This is a genomic window from Mycobacterium xenopi, from assembly GCF_009936235.1.
Lineage (GTDB): Bacteria > Actinomycetota > Actinomycetes > Mycobacteriales > Mycobacteriaceae > Mycobacterium > Mycobacterium xenopi.
In genome coordinates this window covers 340,985-356,064 of sequence record NZ_AP022314.1, presented here as the reverse complement: position 1 = coordinate 356,064, position 15,080 = coordinate 340,985, and the positions used below count along the sequence as shown (strand labels likewise).

Genomic DNA, 15,080 nt, shown 5'->3' with positions numbered 1-15,080 from the left:
GAGCACACCGGCAGGAAGGGGCCGCGATGACACGCACACCCCGGGAAGTGTTTGCCCACCACGCCCAGGCGTTGGCCGCGGGCGATCTCGACGAGATTGTCGCCGACTATGCCGATGACGCGGTCCTGATCACGCCAGGTGGCGTCATGCGGGGAAAGGACGGCATCCGTGCGGCATTCACCACGCTGCTCAACGATGTGCCCGATGCGAAGTGGGACCTGAGGACCGAGATCTATGAGGGTGACGTGTTGTTCCTGGAGTGGGTGGCCGATGCTGCGACTTCCCGGGTGGACGACGGGGTCGATACTTTTGTGTTCCGCGACGGCATGATTCGAGTTCAGACGGTCCGCTACTCCGTGCACACCAAGAGTTGAACTATGGCTGGTGCTCGGAAAGCCACTGGGCGGCACGTCGTTTCGAGGCCCGTGACAGCCATGCGTCCTGGATGAGCTCGGCCAGCTCGGTTCGGCTGATTTCGGCTAATCTGCTGGCCCGCACCAGAACCGACGGGTGGCCATCGAACCGGTCAGTGGTGAAAAACGGAGTCTGCGGGTCCTGCACCAGTGCCAGCTTGTCGCCCTCGGATTCCACCCACAACATAATGACGTCGCAATAGCGTTCCCCGGTTTCAGGGTCGACGGCGTCGGGCTGCGGGGTGCGGAAGAACACGAACGACTTGCCGCCCACCTGATAGACCGCGTTGCCTTTCGGCCCTTCGATGCGTCGGGTATGCGGCATCGCCGCGGCGATCTGGTGAACGTCGCTGACTCGTGCCGGACGGTCCGTCATCGCCTACGACTTCTGCAGGAGTTCGGCCATCGCCGGGATGATCGTCTGCAATGCCTTCAGCGGCCGCAGCATCACCTTGACCGACACGATCTGCTCGTCGTCGTTCCAATGGATCATGTCGATGCCGTTGACGTAGATACCGTCGATCGTCGCAGCGAATTCCAGGATCGCCGACCGCTCGCTGTACCAGCGCTCGACGTAGTGGAAATCGCTGTCACCGAATACTTTTGCGGCTGCCGTCAAATACGCGGCGGTTTTCGCCCTGCCTTCTTGCGGGGTGAACACCGCGGGTGAGAAGAAGACGGCGTTCTCGGCGAGCAAAGTGTCCAGTTCGTCGCTGTGCCCGCTGTCGATGATGTCGATCCAACGTCGGATCACAGGTGGCGTCATACGGCGATCCTCGCAGACTCCCGCTGCCCGAGGGACCTCCGTGCACCCGCGCCGCCCGGCCTGGCGTAGCTTCTGCGGCGTGAACCTCGAAGCAGTAGCGGACTGGATGTCAGGGCAGGATCTGGGCGAAGGGCCGCTGCAGGACGTCACCGAGATCAGCGGCGGAACGCAGAACATCATGCTGCGGTTCAGCCGCTCGGGCCGCGAGTACGTGCTGCGACGCGGCCCGCAGCACTTGCGCCCACGCAGCAACATGGTGATCCTGCGCGAAACCAGGGTGCTGGCCGCGCTCGCCGACACCGACGTACCGCATCCGCGGCTGATCGCCACCTGCGACGACACCTCCGTGCTCGGTGACGCCGTCTTCTACCTGATGGAGCCGGTCGACGGGTTCAACGCCGGCCAGGAGCTGCCGGAGCTGCACGCCAATGATCCGACTGTGCGGTTCCAGATGGGGCTGTCGATGGCCGACGCGTTGGCCAAGCTCGGCGCCGTCGACCACGTTGCGGTCGGACTGGCCGACTTCGGTAAGCCCGAGGGATTCTTGGAACGTCAAGTGCCACGCTGGCTTTCGGAACTGGAGTCTTATCGGGAGTTCGAAAACTATCCCGGACCGGACTTGCCCGGCGTCGACGACGTCGCCAAATGGCTGGAACAGCACCGGCCGTCGTCCTGGTCACCGGGGATCATGCACGGCGACTACCACGCTGCCAACGTAATGTTCTCGCGCACCGGGCCGGAGGTCGTCGCGATCGTCGACTGGGAGATGTCGACGATCGGCGATCCGCTGCTGGACCTGGGTTGGCTGCTGGCCACCTGGCGCCAGCCGGACGGGTCGAGCGTGTTCAGCCACACGCTCACCGAGATGGGTGGGCTCGCGACCACCGACGACTTGCTGGAGCGCTATGCGGCCAACACCACCCGCGACCTGTCACACATCACCTGGTACACGGTGCTGGCCTGTTTCAAGCTCGGCATCGTCATCGAGGGCACGCTGGCTCGCGCGTATGCGGGCAAGGCCGCCAAAGAGGTCGGTGACCAGTTGCACGCGGCCGCGGTGTGGTTGTTCGAGCGCGCACTGAGCCTGATGGACGGACCGCACTGAGTGCTGACGCGGGCATGTCCCGCGCGCCGCATCCGGCGGATAATGAAGGCCTGTCGAGCCCACCCCGCGCACGGCGAGGGATCAGCGCATCAGGATTCGACATGGATATTGGGGTGATCCTGTTTTTGCTGGTGCTGGCGATCTGGGTATTCGCCATCTGGCGTGACTACGGCGCACGCCGCACCCACCGCAAGGGCTAGCGCGGGCATTTGTGCGAGAGGCGAGCGCGCCCGAAGGGATTCGAACCCCCAACCTTCTGATCCGTAGTCAGATGCTCTATCCGTTGAGCTACGGGCGCCTGTTGTGCAGTTGTCTCGGTGGCTGAAACTCAGCCCGCGGCGGAGGCGAGAGGATTTGAACCTCCGGTCCCCGTTTAAGAGGACAACTCATTAGCAGTGAGTCCCATTCGGCCGCTCTGGCACGCCTCCTTGGACGTTCTGAGGGTACCTGAACCGGGCACGGACGCTGAACCGCCCGAGGTACAGCGCGCACAGCCTCGGCATATGCTGTCGACGTGACCGCCCGCCTGCGCCCCGAGCTGGCGGGCCTTCCGACCTATGTGCCCGGCAAAACCGTGCCCGGGGCGATCAAGCTGGCCAGCAACGAGACTGTGTTCGGGCCGCTGCCCAGCGTGCGGGCGGCCATCGAACAAGCCACCGACGTCGTCAACCGCTACCCGGACACCGGCTGCACTGAGCTCAAGTCGGCGCTGGCCAGACACCTCAACACGGTGGGCGACACCGGCGGCTGGGCCTCCGAGCACGTCGCGGTGGGGTGCGGTTCGGTCAGCCTGTGCCAGCAGTTGATCCAGATCACCGCGTCGGTGGGCGACGAGGTGTTGTTCGGCTGGCGCAGCTTCGAGCTCTACCCGATCCAAGTGCGGGTGGCCGGTGCCACGGCTGTCCAGGTGCCGCTGGCTGACCACACCTTCGACCTGCACGCCATGCTTGCCGCGGTCACCGACCGCACCCGGCTGGTCTTCGTGTGCAACCCCAACAATCCGACGTCGACGGTCGTCGACCCTGACGCGTTGGTTCGCTTCGTCGAGGCAATGCCCTCGCATGTGCTGATCGCCATCGACGAGGCCTACGTCGAGTATGTCCGCGACAACATGCTGCCCGACAGCCTTGGTTTGGTCCGTTCGCACCCCAATGTTGTTGTGCTGCGGACGTTTTCGAAGGCGTACGGGTTGGCTGGTTTGCGGATCGGCTACGCGGTGGGCCACCCGGATGTGATTGCCGCGCTGGACAAGGTGTACGTGCCGTTCACGGTGACCAACGTCTCACAGGCGGCGGCAATGGCGTCGCTGGAGGCCGCGGACGAGCTGTTGGCCCGCACCGACGCCGTGGTCGCCGAGCGCGCCCGGGTCAGTGCCGGGTTGCGCGATGCGGGGTTTGCGCTGCCGCCGTCGCAAGCCAACTTCGTCTGGTTACCGCTGGGGGCGCGCACATCCGACTTCGTCGAACAGGCCGCCAACGCGCGCATCGTGGTCCGCCCGTACGGCCGCGACGGGGTGCGGGTCACGATCGGTGCACCGGCAGAAAACGACGCGCTGCTGCGATTCGCGGGCAGCTGGATTCAAGGAGGACCCCGATGAACGATGCACTGGCCCGCAAGAAGTTCACCGAGTTCAAAGAGCGCAGCGACCGGATTTCCGACACCGCGCTCGACGAGTACTGGGCCAGCCTCACGCCGGCCACTATCGCGGACATGATCGGCGAGTGGCAGGGCGGCGAGTTCGACACCGGCCACCGGATGAATGGCCGGCTCGAAAAGGCCCGCTGGTTCGGCAAGACCTTCAACTCGGCAACCGACGTGCAGCCCCTGGTGTGTCTGGACGCCGACGGCAACAAGTTCTCCAACGTCGAGATGGGCAAAGGCGAGGCCAGCCTGTGGATGGAGGAATTCCGCGGCGAGATCACCGCGACGATGGTCTATGACGGTCAACCCGTCCACGACCACTTCAAGAAGATCGACGACCACGCCGTGATGGGCATCATGAACGGCAAGGGCGTGCTGGACAACGGGCGGTATTACTACTTCTACCTGGAGCGGGTCTAGCGCGGATGGCGGCCGGTGAAGGCGATCAGCCGGTCCAGCGGGCCGGCATCAGCGGGGACGTCGACCGGGTCGTCGAAGCCGGCGTTGACGCGACGGGACGGCGTGATGATCGTTCGAGCCAACTCGAGCACGTATTCGGCCAGCGAGTCCGGGGCGTCGACGTCGCGTCCGGTGGCCGTGGCGTAATCCCAAGCGTGAACCAGGAATTCGATCGAGAGCACACCGGCGAACGCCTTGGCCGGCGCCTCGGTGGAGCCCAGTTTCACCGTGCCCTGAAGTCCTCGGCGATGCCACGAGTCCAGGGCCGGCCGGGCCGCGGCGACGACTTGCCGCTCCACCGAGTTGTCGGCGTCGCGCGGCGGAAACTCCGCGCCCACAACGCCACCGATGGTGGTGATGGAGTTCAGCAGGTGATCGGTCAGCTGGGCAACGTCGAACTCTGAGCAGGGCGTGGGGCACGACAGGTCGTCGCGGGAAATCGGATGCAAAACCCGTTGCAGCACGCCCAGCGTCTCTTCAGCGCTGTCGAGCTCGTCGGTCGGTGGGGAGTCGGGTCCGGGTCGCAGATCAGACGGCATGGCTGTCACGCTACGGTCTGCACATGGGCGACTCGTACGAATCCGTCACCGTCGAAACTAAGGACCAGGTCGCGCAGGTGACGCTGATCGGGCCAGGCAAGGGCAACGCGATGGGCCCGGCATTCTGGTCGGAGCTGCCGCAGGTGTTTGCCGCGCTGGACGCCGACCGTGACGTGCGGGCGATCGTCATCACCGGGTCGGGGCGCAATTTCAGCTATGGCCTCGACGTGCCCGCGATGGGCGGGTCGTTCACCCCGCTGCTGGCCGGCGATGCGCTGGCTCGTCCCCGCGCCGATTTTCACGCCGAGATTCTGCGCATGCAGCGCGCGATCAACGCCGTGGCAGAATGCCGCACCCCGACGATCGCGTCGGTGCACGGCTGGTGCATCGGGGGCGGCGTCGACCTGATCTCCGCGGTGGACATTCGTTACGCCAGCGCCGACGCGAAATTCTCGGTACGCGAGGTCAAGCTGGCCATCGTCGCCGACGTCGGCAGCCTCGCCCGGCTGCCGTTGATCTTGAACGACGGGCACCTGCGGGAGCTCGCGCTGACCGGCAAGGACATCGACGCCGCCCGCGCCGAGAAGATCGGTCTGGTCAACGACGTCTACGACGACGCCGAAGCCTGCCTGGCCGCTGCGCACGCCACCGCCGCCGAGATCGCCGCCAACCCGCCGCTGACCGTCCGGGGCATCAAGGATGTGCTTGACCAGCAACGTGTTTCGCGAGTGTCGGAGAGCCTGCGCTACGTCGCGGCGTGGAACGCGGCTTTCCTGCCGTCGAAGGACCTGACCGAGGGCATCTCGGCGACCTTCGAAAAGCGGCCGCCGCAGTTCACCGGCGAATGACCCGATTCGGCGGGGCCGCGGCCGGGAAAACTGCGGCGTATGTCTACCTATCGAGTCATCAATCCGAACGGCGACGTCGTCGCCACCAAGGACATCGCCAGCGCCGAGGATGCGCATGCCTGGCTTGTCGACACCGTGGGCGACAAGACCGAGCTGGGCTGGCGGATGGAGGTCAACATCGACGGTGACTGGCGGTTCTTCGACCAAACCGACGGCGACCGGCCCTAGCCTGGGGTGTGGGCGCCGCGCCGAGCCGCCCACGTACCCTGACGGACGTGACCGACCCAGGCCCAGTCCAAGGCAGGATCCGCGTGCCGGCCGATCTCGACGCCGTCACGGCCGTCGGCGAAGAAGACCACTCCGGGATCGACGCCGCTGCGGTGGAACGGATCTGGCAAGCGGTGCGGCACTGGTATCAGGCGGGCATGCACCCGGCGATTCAGTTGTGTTTGCGCCACAACGGCAAGGTCATCCTCAACCGGGCGATCGGACATGGCTGGGGCAACGCGCCGACCGACCCGCCGGACGCCGAGAAGATACCCGTCACACCACAAACGCCGTTTTGCGTGTATTCGGCGGCCAAGGCGATCACCAGCACCGTCGTCCACATGCTGGCCGAGCGCGGGTATTTCTCACTTGACGACCGGGTCTGCCAGTATCTGCCCACCTACACCAGCCACGGCAAAGACCGCACCACGATCCGGCATGTGATGACTCACAGCGCCGGGGTGCCGTTCGCCCCCAAACGCAGACCCGACGTCACCCGCGTAGACGACAGCGACTACGCGCGCCAGCAACTCGGCGAGCTCCGACCGCTCCACCGACCGGGGTTGGTGCACATCTACCACGGTTTGACGTGGGGGCCGCTGATACGGGAAATCGTCTCGGCCGCCACCGGCAAGAACATCCGCGACATCCTGGCCGCCGAGATTCTCGATCCGCTCGGTTTCCGCTGGACGAACTACGGCGTTGCGCCACAAGATGTTCCGCTAGTCGCGCCAAGCCAAGCCACCGGGCGACCGCTGCCGGCGCCGATCGCCGCGGCGTTCCGCAAGGCGATCGGCGGAACAGTGCACCAAATCATCCCCTACACCAACCGGCCGGAATTCCTGACCTGCGTGCTGCCGTCGTCCAACACCGTCTCGACTGCCGATGAGCTGTCGCGTTTCGCCGAAATGCTGCGTCGCGGTGGGGAACTCGACGGTGTGCGGATTCTGCAGCCGGACACACTTCACGCCGCGGTGGCCGAATGCCGACGGTTGCGACCCGACATCGCCAGCGGCGGAATGCCGATGCGCTGGGGCACCGGATACATGCTGGGCTCGAAAAGGTTCGGGCCGTTCGGGCGCAACGCTCCGGCAGCGTTCGGTCATACCGGCCTGGTCAACGTCGCGGTGTGGGCAGACCCACAGCGCAACCTCGCGGCCGGTTTGATCAGCAGCGGCAAGCCGGGCCGCGATCCCGAAGCCAAGCGCTACGTCGCGGTCTTGGATCGCATCACAGCCGAAATCCCCCGCACCACAAGCTAGCCGTTAAAGCGTCGCGAACAGAAGCTGCGGTCGTGGATCTCGGGCGACGACGCAACAGGCGGTGGCGGAGGGATTTGAACCCCCGGACGGTGTTAGCCGTCTCTCGCTTTCAAGGCGAGTGCATTAGGCCGCTCTGCCACGCCACCGCCGACAAGCGTAACGGCGTTAGAGCCGGGCCATCCCTTCAGCTCGGCGATATCCAGGCCCGGCATGTCACGGGGTGTACGGGCCTCCCGTAAGGCTATGCGACGCATGGTGTTGCATGGTGTCCGGCGTGGCTAAACCCGCTGGTAGTAGCCTGTGCACCATGCACGCGATCGTCGCCGATTCCACCGGTCAGCTCGTGTGGCAGGAAGTCCCCGATGTGCAGCCGGCAAGCGGCGAGGTCCTCATCAAAGTCAGCGCCGCTGGCGTCAACCGGGCTGACGTGCTGCAGGCCGCTGGCCATTATCCGCCCCCGCCGGGAGCCAGCGAGATCCTCGGAATGGAGGTGTCCGGCATCGTCGCCGCGGTCGGCGACGATGTTGTCGATTGGACCGCCGGGCAAGAAGCCTGCGCTTTGCTGGCTGGCGGCGGGTATGCCGAATACGTCGCGGTTCCCGCTGGTCAGGTGATGCCGATTCCCGACGGCGTGTCCCTTCGCGACGCCGCCGGGCTGCCCGAGGTGGCGTGCACCGTGTGGTCGAACCTGGTATTGACCGCCGATTTGAACGCCGGCCAGCTACTGCTGATCCACGGCGGCGCCAGCGGGGTGGGAACCCACGCCATCCAGGTCGCCCGGGCGCTGGGCGCCCGCGTGGCGATCACCGCCGGGTCACCGGCCAAGCTGCAACTGTGCCGCGATCTCGGCGCCGAGATCACCATCGCCTACCGCGACGAGGATTTCGTCACGCGGGTGCGCGAAGCCAGCGACGGCGCCGGCGCCGACGTGATCCTCGACATCATGGGCGCGGCCTACCTGGACCGCAACCTCGACGCGCTGGCTAGCGACGGGCAGTTGATCGTCATCGGCTTGCAGGGCGGGACAAAGGGTGAGCTCAACCTCGGCAAGCTCATCAGCAAACGGGCCCGGGTCATCGGTACCGCGCTGCGAGGTCGACCGGTCTCCGGGCCGAACGGCAAGAGCGTCATCGTCGAGGCGGTGGTCAAGTCGGTGTGGCCCATGATTGCCGACGGACGGGTCCGTCCGGTCGTCGGCGCCGCGATGCCGATTCAAAAGGCCGCTGACGCACACCAATTGCTGTCCTCGGGCCGGGTGGCCGGCAAGATCGTGCTCACCCTGTAGCGTGAGCAGACGCAGAATCGCACGTTCGGGCACCGAATCGTGCGATTCTGCGTCTGCTCACCCCAAAGAGGCGAGCGCGCGCACCAACTGGTCGACCTCGGCGGTCGTCGAGTAGTGCGCCAGTCCGACGGTGACCGCGCCGCCGACGTCGTTGACCCCGATGACGTCGAGCACCCGCGAGCTGGCGTTCGAGATCGCCAGGACCCCGTTGTCCGCCAACCGCTGCACCACACGCTCGGCCGGCACCTCGTGGACAGCGAAGCTGACCACCGGAATCCGGATCTCGGGCCGGCCGATCACCATCACCAGCGGCAACGACCGCAGCGACACCATCAGGTAGTCGAAAACTCGGCTCATGTATGAGCTGGCCGATTCCATTGAGTACGCCAGCCTTTGACGTCTGGTACCCCGAGCGGATTCGTCGAGTGAGGCCAGGTATTCGATGCTGGCGACCACACCGGCGAGCAGACCGTACTGGTGCACGCCCATCTCGAGGCGCGCCGGGCCGGTGGCGTTCGGGTTGGTCGAGACCGAGGCGAACGAATTGATCAGCGCCGGATCGCGAAACACCAAGGCCCCGATCGGCGGACCACCCCACGCGACCGCGTTGACCGCCACCACGTCAACGTCGGCTTCCTCGATGTCGAGCAGCCGGTACGGCGCGGCGGCGGAGTGGTCGACAACCACCAGGCCGCCGACATCGTGGATCAGCTTGGTCAGGGTACGCAACTCGGTGACCGTCCCGAGCGTGCCCGACGCGGAGGTGACCGCGATCAAGCGAGTCGACCTGCCGATCAGGCTTTCCCACTGCCAGTTCGGCAGCTCGCCGGTCTCGATGTCGACCTCGGCCCATTTGATCTTGGCGCCGAATCGGTTTGCTGCGCGCAGCCAGGGAGCAATGTTGGCTTCGTCGTCGAGCCGGGTGACGACGATCTCGTAGCCGAGCCCGGCCCGCGACGACGACGCTCCCGCCAGCGACGACAGCAAAACCGCCCGGTCGGCGCCCAACACCACGCCGCGCGGGTCGCCGTTGACCAGATCGGCCACCGCCTGCCGCGCTGCCTCCAGCACGGCCGCACTGCGCCAGGCCGACGGGTGAGCGCTGGCGGTGCTGGCCACCGAGTTGCGGAAAGCCGTCGACACCGTGGTGGCGACATGCTCGGGAATCAGCATTCCCGCCGGGGCGTCGAAGTGCACCCAGCCGTCTCCCAGCGATGGGTGCAGTCCACGCACCCGGGCGACGTCGAATGCCATGTCAGCCACCTTAGAATTCCGCCAGTCCGCAAACCGCGACACCAGCGAGGCACCCAGATACGTCCCCGCCGTCCCGAGCCGGGTCACCCGGCCAGCCATACTAGTGCAGTGGGGCTGACAATCGGAATCCTTGCCGCATTGTTGTTGCTGATAGCCCCCGGAGCAATCGTCGCGCGCAGCGCGCAGCTAACCTGGCCGATCGCGGTGGCCGCCGGCCCGGCGCTGACCTACGGAGTGGTGGCGCTGGCCATCATTCCGTTCGGTGCGCTCGGAATCGTTTGGAACGCATGGACCGCGCTGGGCGCTCTGCTCGTCGTCACCATGGTGGTCGCGGGTTTGCGGGTCTTGCTGGACCCCTATCGCGACGCCGACGGCGAATCCCGCGCGGTCACCGGCTGGCCGGCGCTCACCGTGGCCGCCGGCGTGCTGCTGGGAGCGGTGCTGATCGGCTGCGCGGCGGTTCGCGGCATCCCGCATTGGCAGTCGATCCCCAGCACCTGGGACGCCGTCTGGCACGCCAACACCGTGCGCTTCATCCTCGACACCGGCCAGGCGTCGTCGACCCACATGGGCGAGCTGCGCAACGTCGAAACCCACGCGCTGCTGTACTACCCGTCGGCGTTTCACGCCCTGGCGGCGGTACTGGCCCAGCTGACCGGTGCCGCGCCCACCACCGCCTACACCTTGAGTTCGCTGGCCGCCGCGATCTGGTTGTTTCCGGTCAGCGCGGCGCTGCTGACCTGGCGAATGCTGCGCATGCGGACCAGTCAGTGGCGCACCGCCGGCGCGGCGGCCACCGCGGGCGCACTCTCAGCGTCGTTCACCGCGGTGCCCTACGTCGAGTTCGACACCGCGGCGATGCCCAACCTGACCGCCTACGGCCTCGCGGCGCCCACGTTTGTGCTGATCGCTTCCACGTTGCGGCACCGCGACCGCATCCCGGTGGCGGTGCTGGCGCTGGTGGGGATCTTCTCGGTGCATATCACCGGCGGGGTGGTAGTGCTCATGCTGCTCGCGGCCTGGTGGCTGCTGGAAACCCTCTGGCAGCCGGTGCGCGGCCGGGTGGCCGACGTCGTGGCACTGGCGACGGTCGCGGTGCCCAGCGGGCTGGTGCTGCTGCCGCAATTCATCAGCGTGAAACAGCAGGAAGACGTGATCGCCGGGCATTCCTACCTGACCTACCTGAGCAAGAAGCGCGGGCTGTTCGACGCTGTGTTCCAGCACTCCCGCCACTTGAACGACTTCCCCGTCCAGTACGCGCTGATCGCACTGGCCGCCGCCGGCGGACTCATCTTGTTGGTCAGAAGAATTTGGTGGCCGCTGGCGGTGTGGCTGGTGCTGATCGTGGCCAACGTCGACGCCGGGACACCGCTGGGCGGGCCGATCGGAACGCTGGCCGGAGGATTGGGCGAGTTCTTCTACAAAGACCCGCGCCGGATTGCGGCCGCGACGGCGCTGCTGCTGGTGCCGATGGCCGGTGTTGCGTTGTTCGCGCTGGTCATGGTCGTCGTCGCGGCGGCCGAGCGGCTTGTCGGCCGGTTCTTGACCCGCCCGGTGGCGGCGCCGGTGTGGGCGGCGGCCGCGGCGGTGCTTCTCGTGGCCGCCAACCTGGTCAGCGCCTGGCATTACTTTCCCCGGCACCGGTTTTTGTTCGGCGACAAGTACGACTCGGTGATGATCGACCAGCGCGACCTGGAGGCGATGGCGTATCTGGCCCGACTGCCCGGTGCGCGTGACACGCTGATCGGCAACGCCAACACTGACGCCACGCGTGGATGTACGCGGTGGCCGACCTGCACCCGCTGTGGACGCACTACGACTACCCGATGCAGCAGGGCCCGGGGTATCAGCGTTTCATTTTCTGGGCCTACGCCGATGACGCCGACACAGATCCACGGGTACCCGAGGCGGTCCGGGCACTCAACATCCGCTACATCTTGACCAGCTCGCCAACCGTGAGAGGGTTCGTTATGCCCGACGGACTAGTGTCGTTAGATAGGTCCAAGTCGTGGGTGAAGATCTACGACAACGGCGAGGCCCGCATCTACGAATGGCGCGGCCGGCCCGCCATGACAAGCTCCTAGAACCGAGGGTGGTGACTGCATTGAGTACCGGTAATGGCGACGACAACGTCGAGATCGTCGGCGGCGTCGATCCGCGCGCAATGGCGACGCAGACGGACGAAGACTCCGAGGATCAGTCGCTGACCGATCTGGTCGAGCAGCCGGCCAAGGTGATGCGGATCGGCACGATGATCAAGCAGCTGCTCGAAGAAGTGCGGGCTGCGCCGCTGGACGAGGCCAGCCGCAACCGGCTGCGCGAGATCCATGCCACCAGCATCCGAGAGCTCGAAGACGGGCTGGCACCGGAACTGCGGGAGGAGCTCGACCGGCTGACGCTGCCGTTCAACGAGGGCGCCGCCCCGTCGGACGCCGAGCTGCGCATCGCCCAGGCGCAGCTGGTCGGGTGGCTGGAAGGGCTGTTTCACGGCATCCAAACCGCGCTGTTCGCCCAGCAGATGGCGGCCCGCGCGCAGCTCGAGCAGATGCGCCAGGGCGCGCTGCCGCCGGGTGTCCACCGGCACAGCGGCCACGGACAATCGGGCACCGGACAATACCTGTAAGCAACACCGGTGTCTGGACCTCGCATCGAGACGCGCAACGCGTGGGTGGAGTTTCCCATCTTCGATGCCAAGTCGCGGTCGTTGAAGAAAACCTTCCTCGGCAAAGCCGCCGGCGGCACGATCGGGCGCAACACGTCCAACGTCGTGATCATCGAGGCGCTGCGCGATATCACGATGTCGCTGAGCCTGGGCGACCGGGTGGGCCTGGTGGGCCACAACGGGGCGGGCAAATCCACGCTGCTGCGCCTGCTTTCGGGTATCTACGAGCCGACGCGGGGTTCGGCGACGGTGGTCGGGCGCGTGGCGCCGGTGTTCGACCTGGGCATCGGAATGGACCCGGAGATCTCCGGCTACGAGAACATCATCATCCGCGGGCTGTTCCTGGGGCAGACCCGCAGGCAGATGATGGCCAAGGTCGACGAAATCGCCGAGTTCACCGAGCTCGGCGACTACCTGTCGATGCCGCTGCGCACGTATTCGACCGGGATGCGGGTGCGGCTGGCGATGGGGGTGGTCACCAGCATCGACCCCGAGATCCTGCTGCTCGACGAGGGCATCGGCGCGGTGGACGCCGATTTCTTGAAGAAAGCGCAGCCGCGGCTGCAGCGCCTGGTGGAAAGGTCGGGAATCCTGGTTTTCGCCAGCCATTCGAACGAGTTTTTGGCCCGGCTGTGCAAGACCGCGATGTGGATCGAGCACGGCAGCATCAGGCTGACCGGCGGCATCGAGGACGTGGTGCGCGCCTACGAAGGCGAGGACGCCGCCCGGCACGTGCGCGAAGTGATGGCCGAGACCGCGCGTGAAGAGATACCGGGATGACCGAATCGGTGTGCGCCGTCGTGGTCACCCATCGGCGCCCGGACGAGCTGGCGAAGTCACTTGATGTACTGACCAGCCAGACTCGGCTGCCTGATCAGCTGATCGTCGTCGACAACGGGCACGACGATCGTGTCCGCGAACTGGTGGCCGGTCAACCCATCCCGACGACCTACCTCGGATCACGCCGAAACCTGGGCGGCGCAGGGGGATTCGCGCTCGGAATGCTGCATGCCCTGGCACAGGGCGCCGACTGGGTATGGCTGGCCGACGACGACGGGCACCCGCAAAGCTCGCATGTGCTGGCCACCCTGCTGGCCTGCGCGAGAAAGCACGGGCTGGCGGCGGTGTCGCCGATGGTGTGCGACATCGACGACCCGCAGCGGTTGGCATTTCCGTTGCGCCCGGGTCTGGTGTGGCGCAGACGAGTAAGCGAATTGCGCACCGGCGACGGGCAGGATCTGTTGCCGGGCATCGCGTCATTGTTCAACGGGGCGCTGTTTGCCGCGTCGACGCTGGAGGCAGTCGGTGTTCCCGATGTGCGGCTGTTCGTCCGCGGCGACGAAGTGGAAATGCACCGCCGGCTGGCGCGCTCCGGCCTGCCGTTCGGCACCTGTCTGGAGGCGGTGTACCTGCATCCGTGCGGATCCGCGGAGTTCAAACCGATTCTTCGCGGTCGGATGCACACCCAGTATCCCGAGGATCCCATCAAGCGCTTCTTCACCTACCGCAACCGCGGTTATCTGCTGTCCCAGCCGGGACTACGCCGGCTGCTACCCCAGGAATGGTTGCGGTTCGGCTGGTTCTTTCTGGTGTCCCGCCGCGACCCAGCCGGCTTGCTGGAGTGGTTTCGGTTGCGGCGCTTGGGTCGTCGCGAGCAGTTCCGCCGGCCGGAAGGGTTGTCGTGACGCGCGCAGGCGATGCTGCCGGATCGAAGTCGTTGGCTCGCGCTTGGCGTGATCTGACCGACGGCTGGCGCCGCCACGAGTTGTGGCTGCACCTGGGTTGGCAGGACATCAAGCAGCGGTATCGACGCTCGGTGCTGGGCCCGTTCTGGATCACGATCGCCACCGGAACCACCGCCGTCGCGATGGGTGGCCTGTACTCCAAGCTGTTTCGGCTGGATTTGGCGGTGCATTTGCCCTATGTGACGCTCGGTCTGATCGTCTGGAACCTGATCAACGCCGCGATCCTGGAGGGCGCCGAAGTGTTCGTCGCCAACGAAGGATTGATCAAACAATTGCCGACGCCGTTGAGCGTGCACGTCTACCGGCTGGTGTGGCGGCAGATGATCTTGTTCGCGCACAACATCGTCATCTACGCCGTCATCGCGGTCATCTATCCCAAGCCATGGTCGTGGGCCGACCTTTCGGTCGTTCCGGCGCTGGCGCTGATCGTGCTGAATGCCGTGTGGGTGTCACTGTGTTTCGGCATTCTGGCCACCCGCTACCGCGACATCGGCCCGTTGTTGTTTTCCGTCGTGCAGTTGCTGTTCTTCATGACGCCGATCATCTGGAACGACGACACGCTGCGTCAGCAGGGTGCTGGCAGGTGGTCGAAAATCGTCGAGCTCAATCCTTTATTGCATTACCTCGACATTGTGCGCGCACCGCTGTTGGGCGCCCACCAAGAGCTGCGACACTGGGTAGTGGTATTGGTGTTGACGGCTGTGGGTTGGGTGCTCGCCGCGTTCGCGATGCGCCAGTACCGCGCCCGGGTGCCGTATTGGGTGTAGGGGGGTACGTGCCGCGGGGACACGCCTTGCAGGTCTTGGCAGTGGTTGCGCGGGCGCCGCAGGGGTA

The 15,080-nt window shown here is 66.1% G+C and carries 16 protein-coding genes, 3 tRNA genes and 1 pseudogene; 13 read left to right on the top strand and 7 right to left on the bottom strand.

The window, feature by feature from the left end; genetic code table 11:
• Window positions 1-26: 26 nt before the first annotated feature.
• Complete coding sequence (locus MYXE_RS01320) at window positions 27-374, top strand: nuclear transport factor 2 family protein (protein WP_039890566.1); 348 nt, start codon at window positions 27-29, stop codon at window positions 372-374.
• A gap of 1 nt (window position 375) precedes the next feature.
• On the opposite strand, the gene MYXE_RS01315 is transcribed toward MYXE_RS01320, so the two are convergent.
• Both MYXE_RS01315 and MYXE_RS01310 read right to left on the bottom strand, forming a co-directional pair.
• A complete protein-coding gene (locus tag MYXE_RS01315) occupies window positions 376-789 on the bottom strand; it encodes an MmcQ/YjbR family DNA-binding protein (protein ID WP_085195634.1) in 414 nt (137 codons plus the stop codon).
• 3 nt (window positions 790-792) lie between these two features.
• Window positions 793-1,179 (bottom strand): nuclear transport factor 2 family protein, encoded by a 387-nt coding sequence (locus MYXE_RS01310; RefSeq protein ID WP_039890565.1) that lies wholly within the window; start codon window positions 1,177-1,179, stop codon window positions 793-795.
• A gap of 106 nt (window positions 1,180-1,285) precedes the next feature.
• Between MYXE_RS01310 and MYXE_RS01305 the strand changes: the two genes are divergently transcribed.
• Window positions 1,286-2,284: a phosphotransferase family protein gene (locus MYXE_RS01305; RefSeq protein WP_003921504.1), complete on the top strand. Its 999-nt coding sequence runs from the start codon at window positions 1,286-1,288 to the stop codon at window positions 2,282-2,284.
• 225 nt (window positions 2,285-2,509) lie between these two features.
• Here MYXE_RS01305 and MYXE_RS01300 read toward each other — a convergent pair.
• A tRNA-Arg gene (locus MYXE_RS01300) sits at window positions 2,510-2,582 on the bottom strand.
• A gap of 41 nt (window positions 2,583-2,623) precedes the next feature.
• Window positions 2,624-2,712: transfer RNA gene (locus tag MYXE_RS01295), tRNA-Ser, on the bottom strand.
• Between the two features lie 86 nt (window positions 2,713-2,798).
• Here MYXE_RS01295 and hisC point away from each other — a divergent pair.
• Entirely contained in the window at window positions 2,799-3,881 is a 1,083-nt protein-coding gene (gene hisC / locus MYXE_RS01290) for a histidinol-phosphate transaminase (RefSeq protein ID WP_085195636.1), read from the top strand.
• The gene (locus MYXE_RS01285) at window positions 3,878-4,345 is read left to right on the top strand and encodes a DUF4334 domain-containing protein (RefSeq protein WP_085195638.1); all 468 of its coding nucleotides are present in this window, start codon (window positions 3,878-3,880) and stop codon (window positions 4,343-4,345) included. The genes hisC and MYXE_RS01285 overlap by 4 nt, the downstream gene beginning before the upstream one ends.
• On the opposite strand, the gene MYXE_RS01280 is transcribed toward MYXE_RS01285, so the two are convergent.
• A complete protein-coding gene (locus MYXE_RS01280; protein ID WP_085195640.1) occupies window positions 4,342-4,923 on the bottom strand; it encodes a TIGR03086 family metal-binding protein in 582 nt (193 codons plus the stop codon). The genes MYXE_RS01285 and MYXE_RS01280 overlap by 4 nt on opposite strands.
• A gap of 23 nt (window positions 4,924-4,946) precedes the next feature.
• On the opposite strand from MYXE_RS01280, the gene MYXE_RS01275 reads away from it, so the two are divergent.
• From MYXE_RS01275 to lipE, 3 genes are read left to right on the top strand one after another with little or no spacing between them, the layout of a single operon-like run.
• Complete coding sequence (locus tag MYXE_RS01275) at window positions 4,947-5,771, top strand: crotonase/enoyl-CoA hydratase family protein (protein ID WP_085195643.1); 825 nt, start codon at window positions 4,947-4,949, stop codon at window positions 5,769-5,771.
• A gap of 39 nt (window positions 5,772-5,810) precedes the next feature.
• Complete coding sequence (locus MYXE_RS01270) at window positions 5,811-5,999, top strand: hypothetical protein (RefSeq protein ID WP_085195645.1); 189 nt, start codon at window positions 5,811-5,813, stop codon at window positions 5,997-5,999.
• Between the two features lie 47 nt (window positions 6,000-6,046).
• Entirely contained in the window at window positions 6,047-7,300 is a 1,254-nt protein-coding gene (gene lipE / locus MYXE_RS01265; RefSeq protein ID WP_085195647.1) for a lipase LipE, read from the top strand.
• Window positions 7,301-7,359: 59 nt separating this feature from the next.
• Here lipE and MYXE_RS01260 read toward each other — a convergent pair.
• Window positions 7,360-7,446, bottom strand: a tRNA-Ser gene (locus MYXE_RS01260).
• A gap of 161 nt (window positions 7,447-7,607) precedes the next feature.
• Between MYXE_RS01260 and MYXE_RS01255 the strand changes: the two genes are divergently transcribed.
• A complete protein-coding gene (locus MYXE_RS01255; protein WP_112650007.1) occupies window positions 7,608-8,585 on the top strand; it encodes an NAD(P)H-quinone oxidoreductase in 978 nt (325 codons plus the stop codon).
• A gap of 57 nt (window positions 8,586-8,642) precedes the next feature.
• On the opposite strand, the gene MYXE_RS01250 is transcribed toward MYXE_RS01255, so the two are convergent.
• The gene (locus MYXE_RS01250; protein WP_085195678.1) at window positions 8,643-9,839 is read right to left on the bottom strand and encodes a cysteine desulfurase-like protein; all 1,197 of its coding nucleotides are present in this window, start codon (window positions 9,837-9,839) and stop codon (window positions 8,643-8,645) included.
• A gap of 108 nt (window positions 9,840-9,947) precedes the next feature.
• Here MYXE_RS01250 and MYXE_RS01245 point away from each other — a divergent pair.
• From MYXE_RS01245 to wzm, 5 genes and pseudogenes are all read left to right on the top strand, one after another.
• Window positions 9,948-11,923: pseudogene (locus tag MYXE_RS01245) on the top strand (DUF6541 family protein).
• The gene (locus MYXE_RS01240) at window positions 11,890-12,462 is read left to right on the top strand and encodes a bacterial proteasome activator family protein (RefSeq protein WP_112650008.1); all 573 of its coding nucleotides are present in this window, start codon (window positions 11,890-11,892) and stop codon (window positions 12,460-12,462) included. Before MYXE_RS01245 ends, MYXE_RS01240 begins: the two are co-directional and overlap by 34 nt.
• Window positions 12,463-12,471: 9 nt before the next feature.
• The gene (gene wzt / locus MYXE_RS01235; protein ID WP_039890559.1) at window positions 12,472-13,281 is read left to right on the top strand and encodes a galactan export ABC transporter ATP-binding subunit Wzt/RfbE; all 810 of its coding nucleotides are present in this window, start codon (window positions 12,472-12,474) and stop codon (window positions 13,279-13,281) included.
• Window positions 13,278-14,186 carry a galactofuranosyltransferase GlfT1 gene (glfT1, locus tag MYXE_RS01230; RefSeq protein WP_085195651.1) on the top strand — a complete coding sequence of 303 codons (909 nt, stop codon included), beginning with the start codon at window positions 13,278-13,280 and terminating at the stop codon, window positions 14,184-14,186. The genes wzt and glfT1 overlap by 4 nt, the downstream gene beginning before the upstream one ends.
• Window positions 14,183-15,013 carry a galactan export ABC transporter permease subunit Wzm/RfbD gene (wzm, locus tag MYXE_RS01225; protein ID WP_003921491.1) on the top strand — a complete coding sequence of 277 codons (831 nt, stop codon included), beginning with the start codon at window positions 14,183-14,185 and terminating at the stop codon, window positions 15,011-15,013. Before glfT1 ends, wzm begins: the two co-directional genes overlap by 4 nt.
• The last annotated feature ends 67 nt before the right edge of the window (window positions 15,014-15,080 follow it).

Bases quoted from the DNA above. Each gene is read 5' to 3' on its own strand.
- MYXE_RS01280 (WP_085195640.1), bottom strand. From the start codon at position 4,923: ATGCCGTCTGATCTGCGACCCGGACCCGACTCCCCACCGACCGACGAG.
- MYXE_RS01310 (WP_039890565.1), bottom strand. From the start codon at position 1,179: ATGACGCCACCTGTGATCCGACGTTGGATCGACATCATCGACAGCGGG.
- MYXE_RS01320 (WP_039890566.1), top strand. From the start codon at position 27: ATGACACGCACACCCCGGGAAGTGTTTGCCCACCACGCCCAGGCGTTG.
- MYXE_RS01250 (WP_085195678.1), bottom strand. From the start codon at position 9,839: ATGGCATTCGACGTCGCCCGGGTGCGTGGACTGCACCCATCGCTGGGA.
- MYXE_RS01275 (WP_085195643.1), top strand. From the start codon at position 4,947: ATGGGCGACTCGTACGAATCCGTCACCGTCGAAACTAAGGACCAGGTC.
- MYXE_RS01315 (WP_085195634.1), bottom strand. From the start codon at position 789: ATGACGGACCGTCCGGCACGAGTCAGCGACGTTCACCAGATCGCCGCG.
- glfT1 (WP_085195651.1), top strand. From the start codon at position 13,278: ATGACCGAATCGGTGTGCGCCGTCGTGGTCACCCATCGGCGCCCGGAC.
- MYXE_RS01270 (WP_085195645.1), top strand. From the start codon at position 5,811: ATGTCTACCTATCGAGTCATCAATCCGAACGGCGACGTCGTCGCCACC.
- MYXE_RS01305 (WP_003921504.1), top strand. From the start codon at position 1,286: ATGTCAGGGCAGGATCTGGGCGAAGGGCCGCTGCAGGACGTCACCGAG.
- MYXE_RS01240 (WP_112650008.1), top strand. From the start codon at position 11,890: ATGGCGCGGCCGGCCCGCCATGACAAGCTCCTAGAACCGAGGGTGGTG.
- MYXE_RS01255 (WP_112650007.1), top strand. From the start codon at position 7,608: ATGCACGCGATCGTCGCCGATTCCACCGGTCAGCTCGTGTGGCAGGAA.
- MYXE_RS01285 (WP_085195638.1), top strand. From the start codon at position 3,878: ATGAACGATGCACTGGCCCGCAAGAAGTTCACCGAGTTCAAAGAGCGC.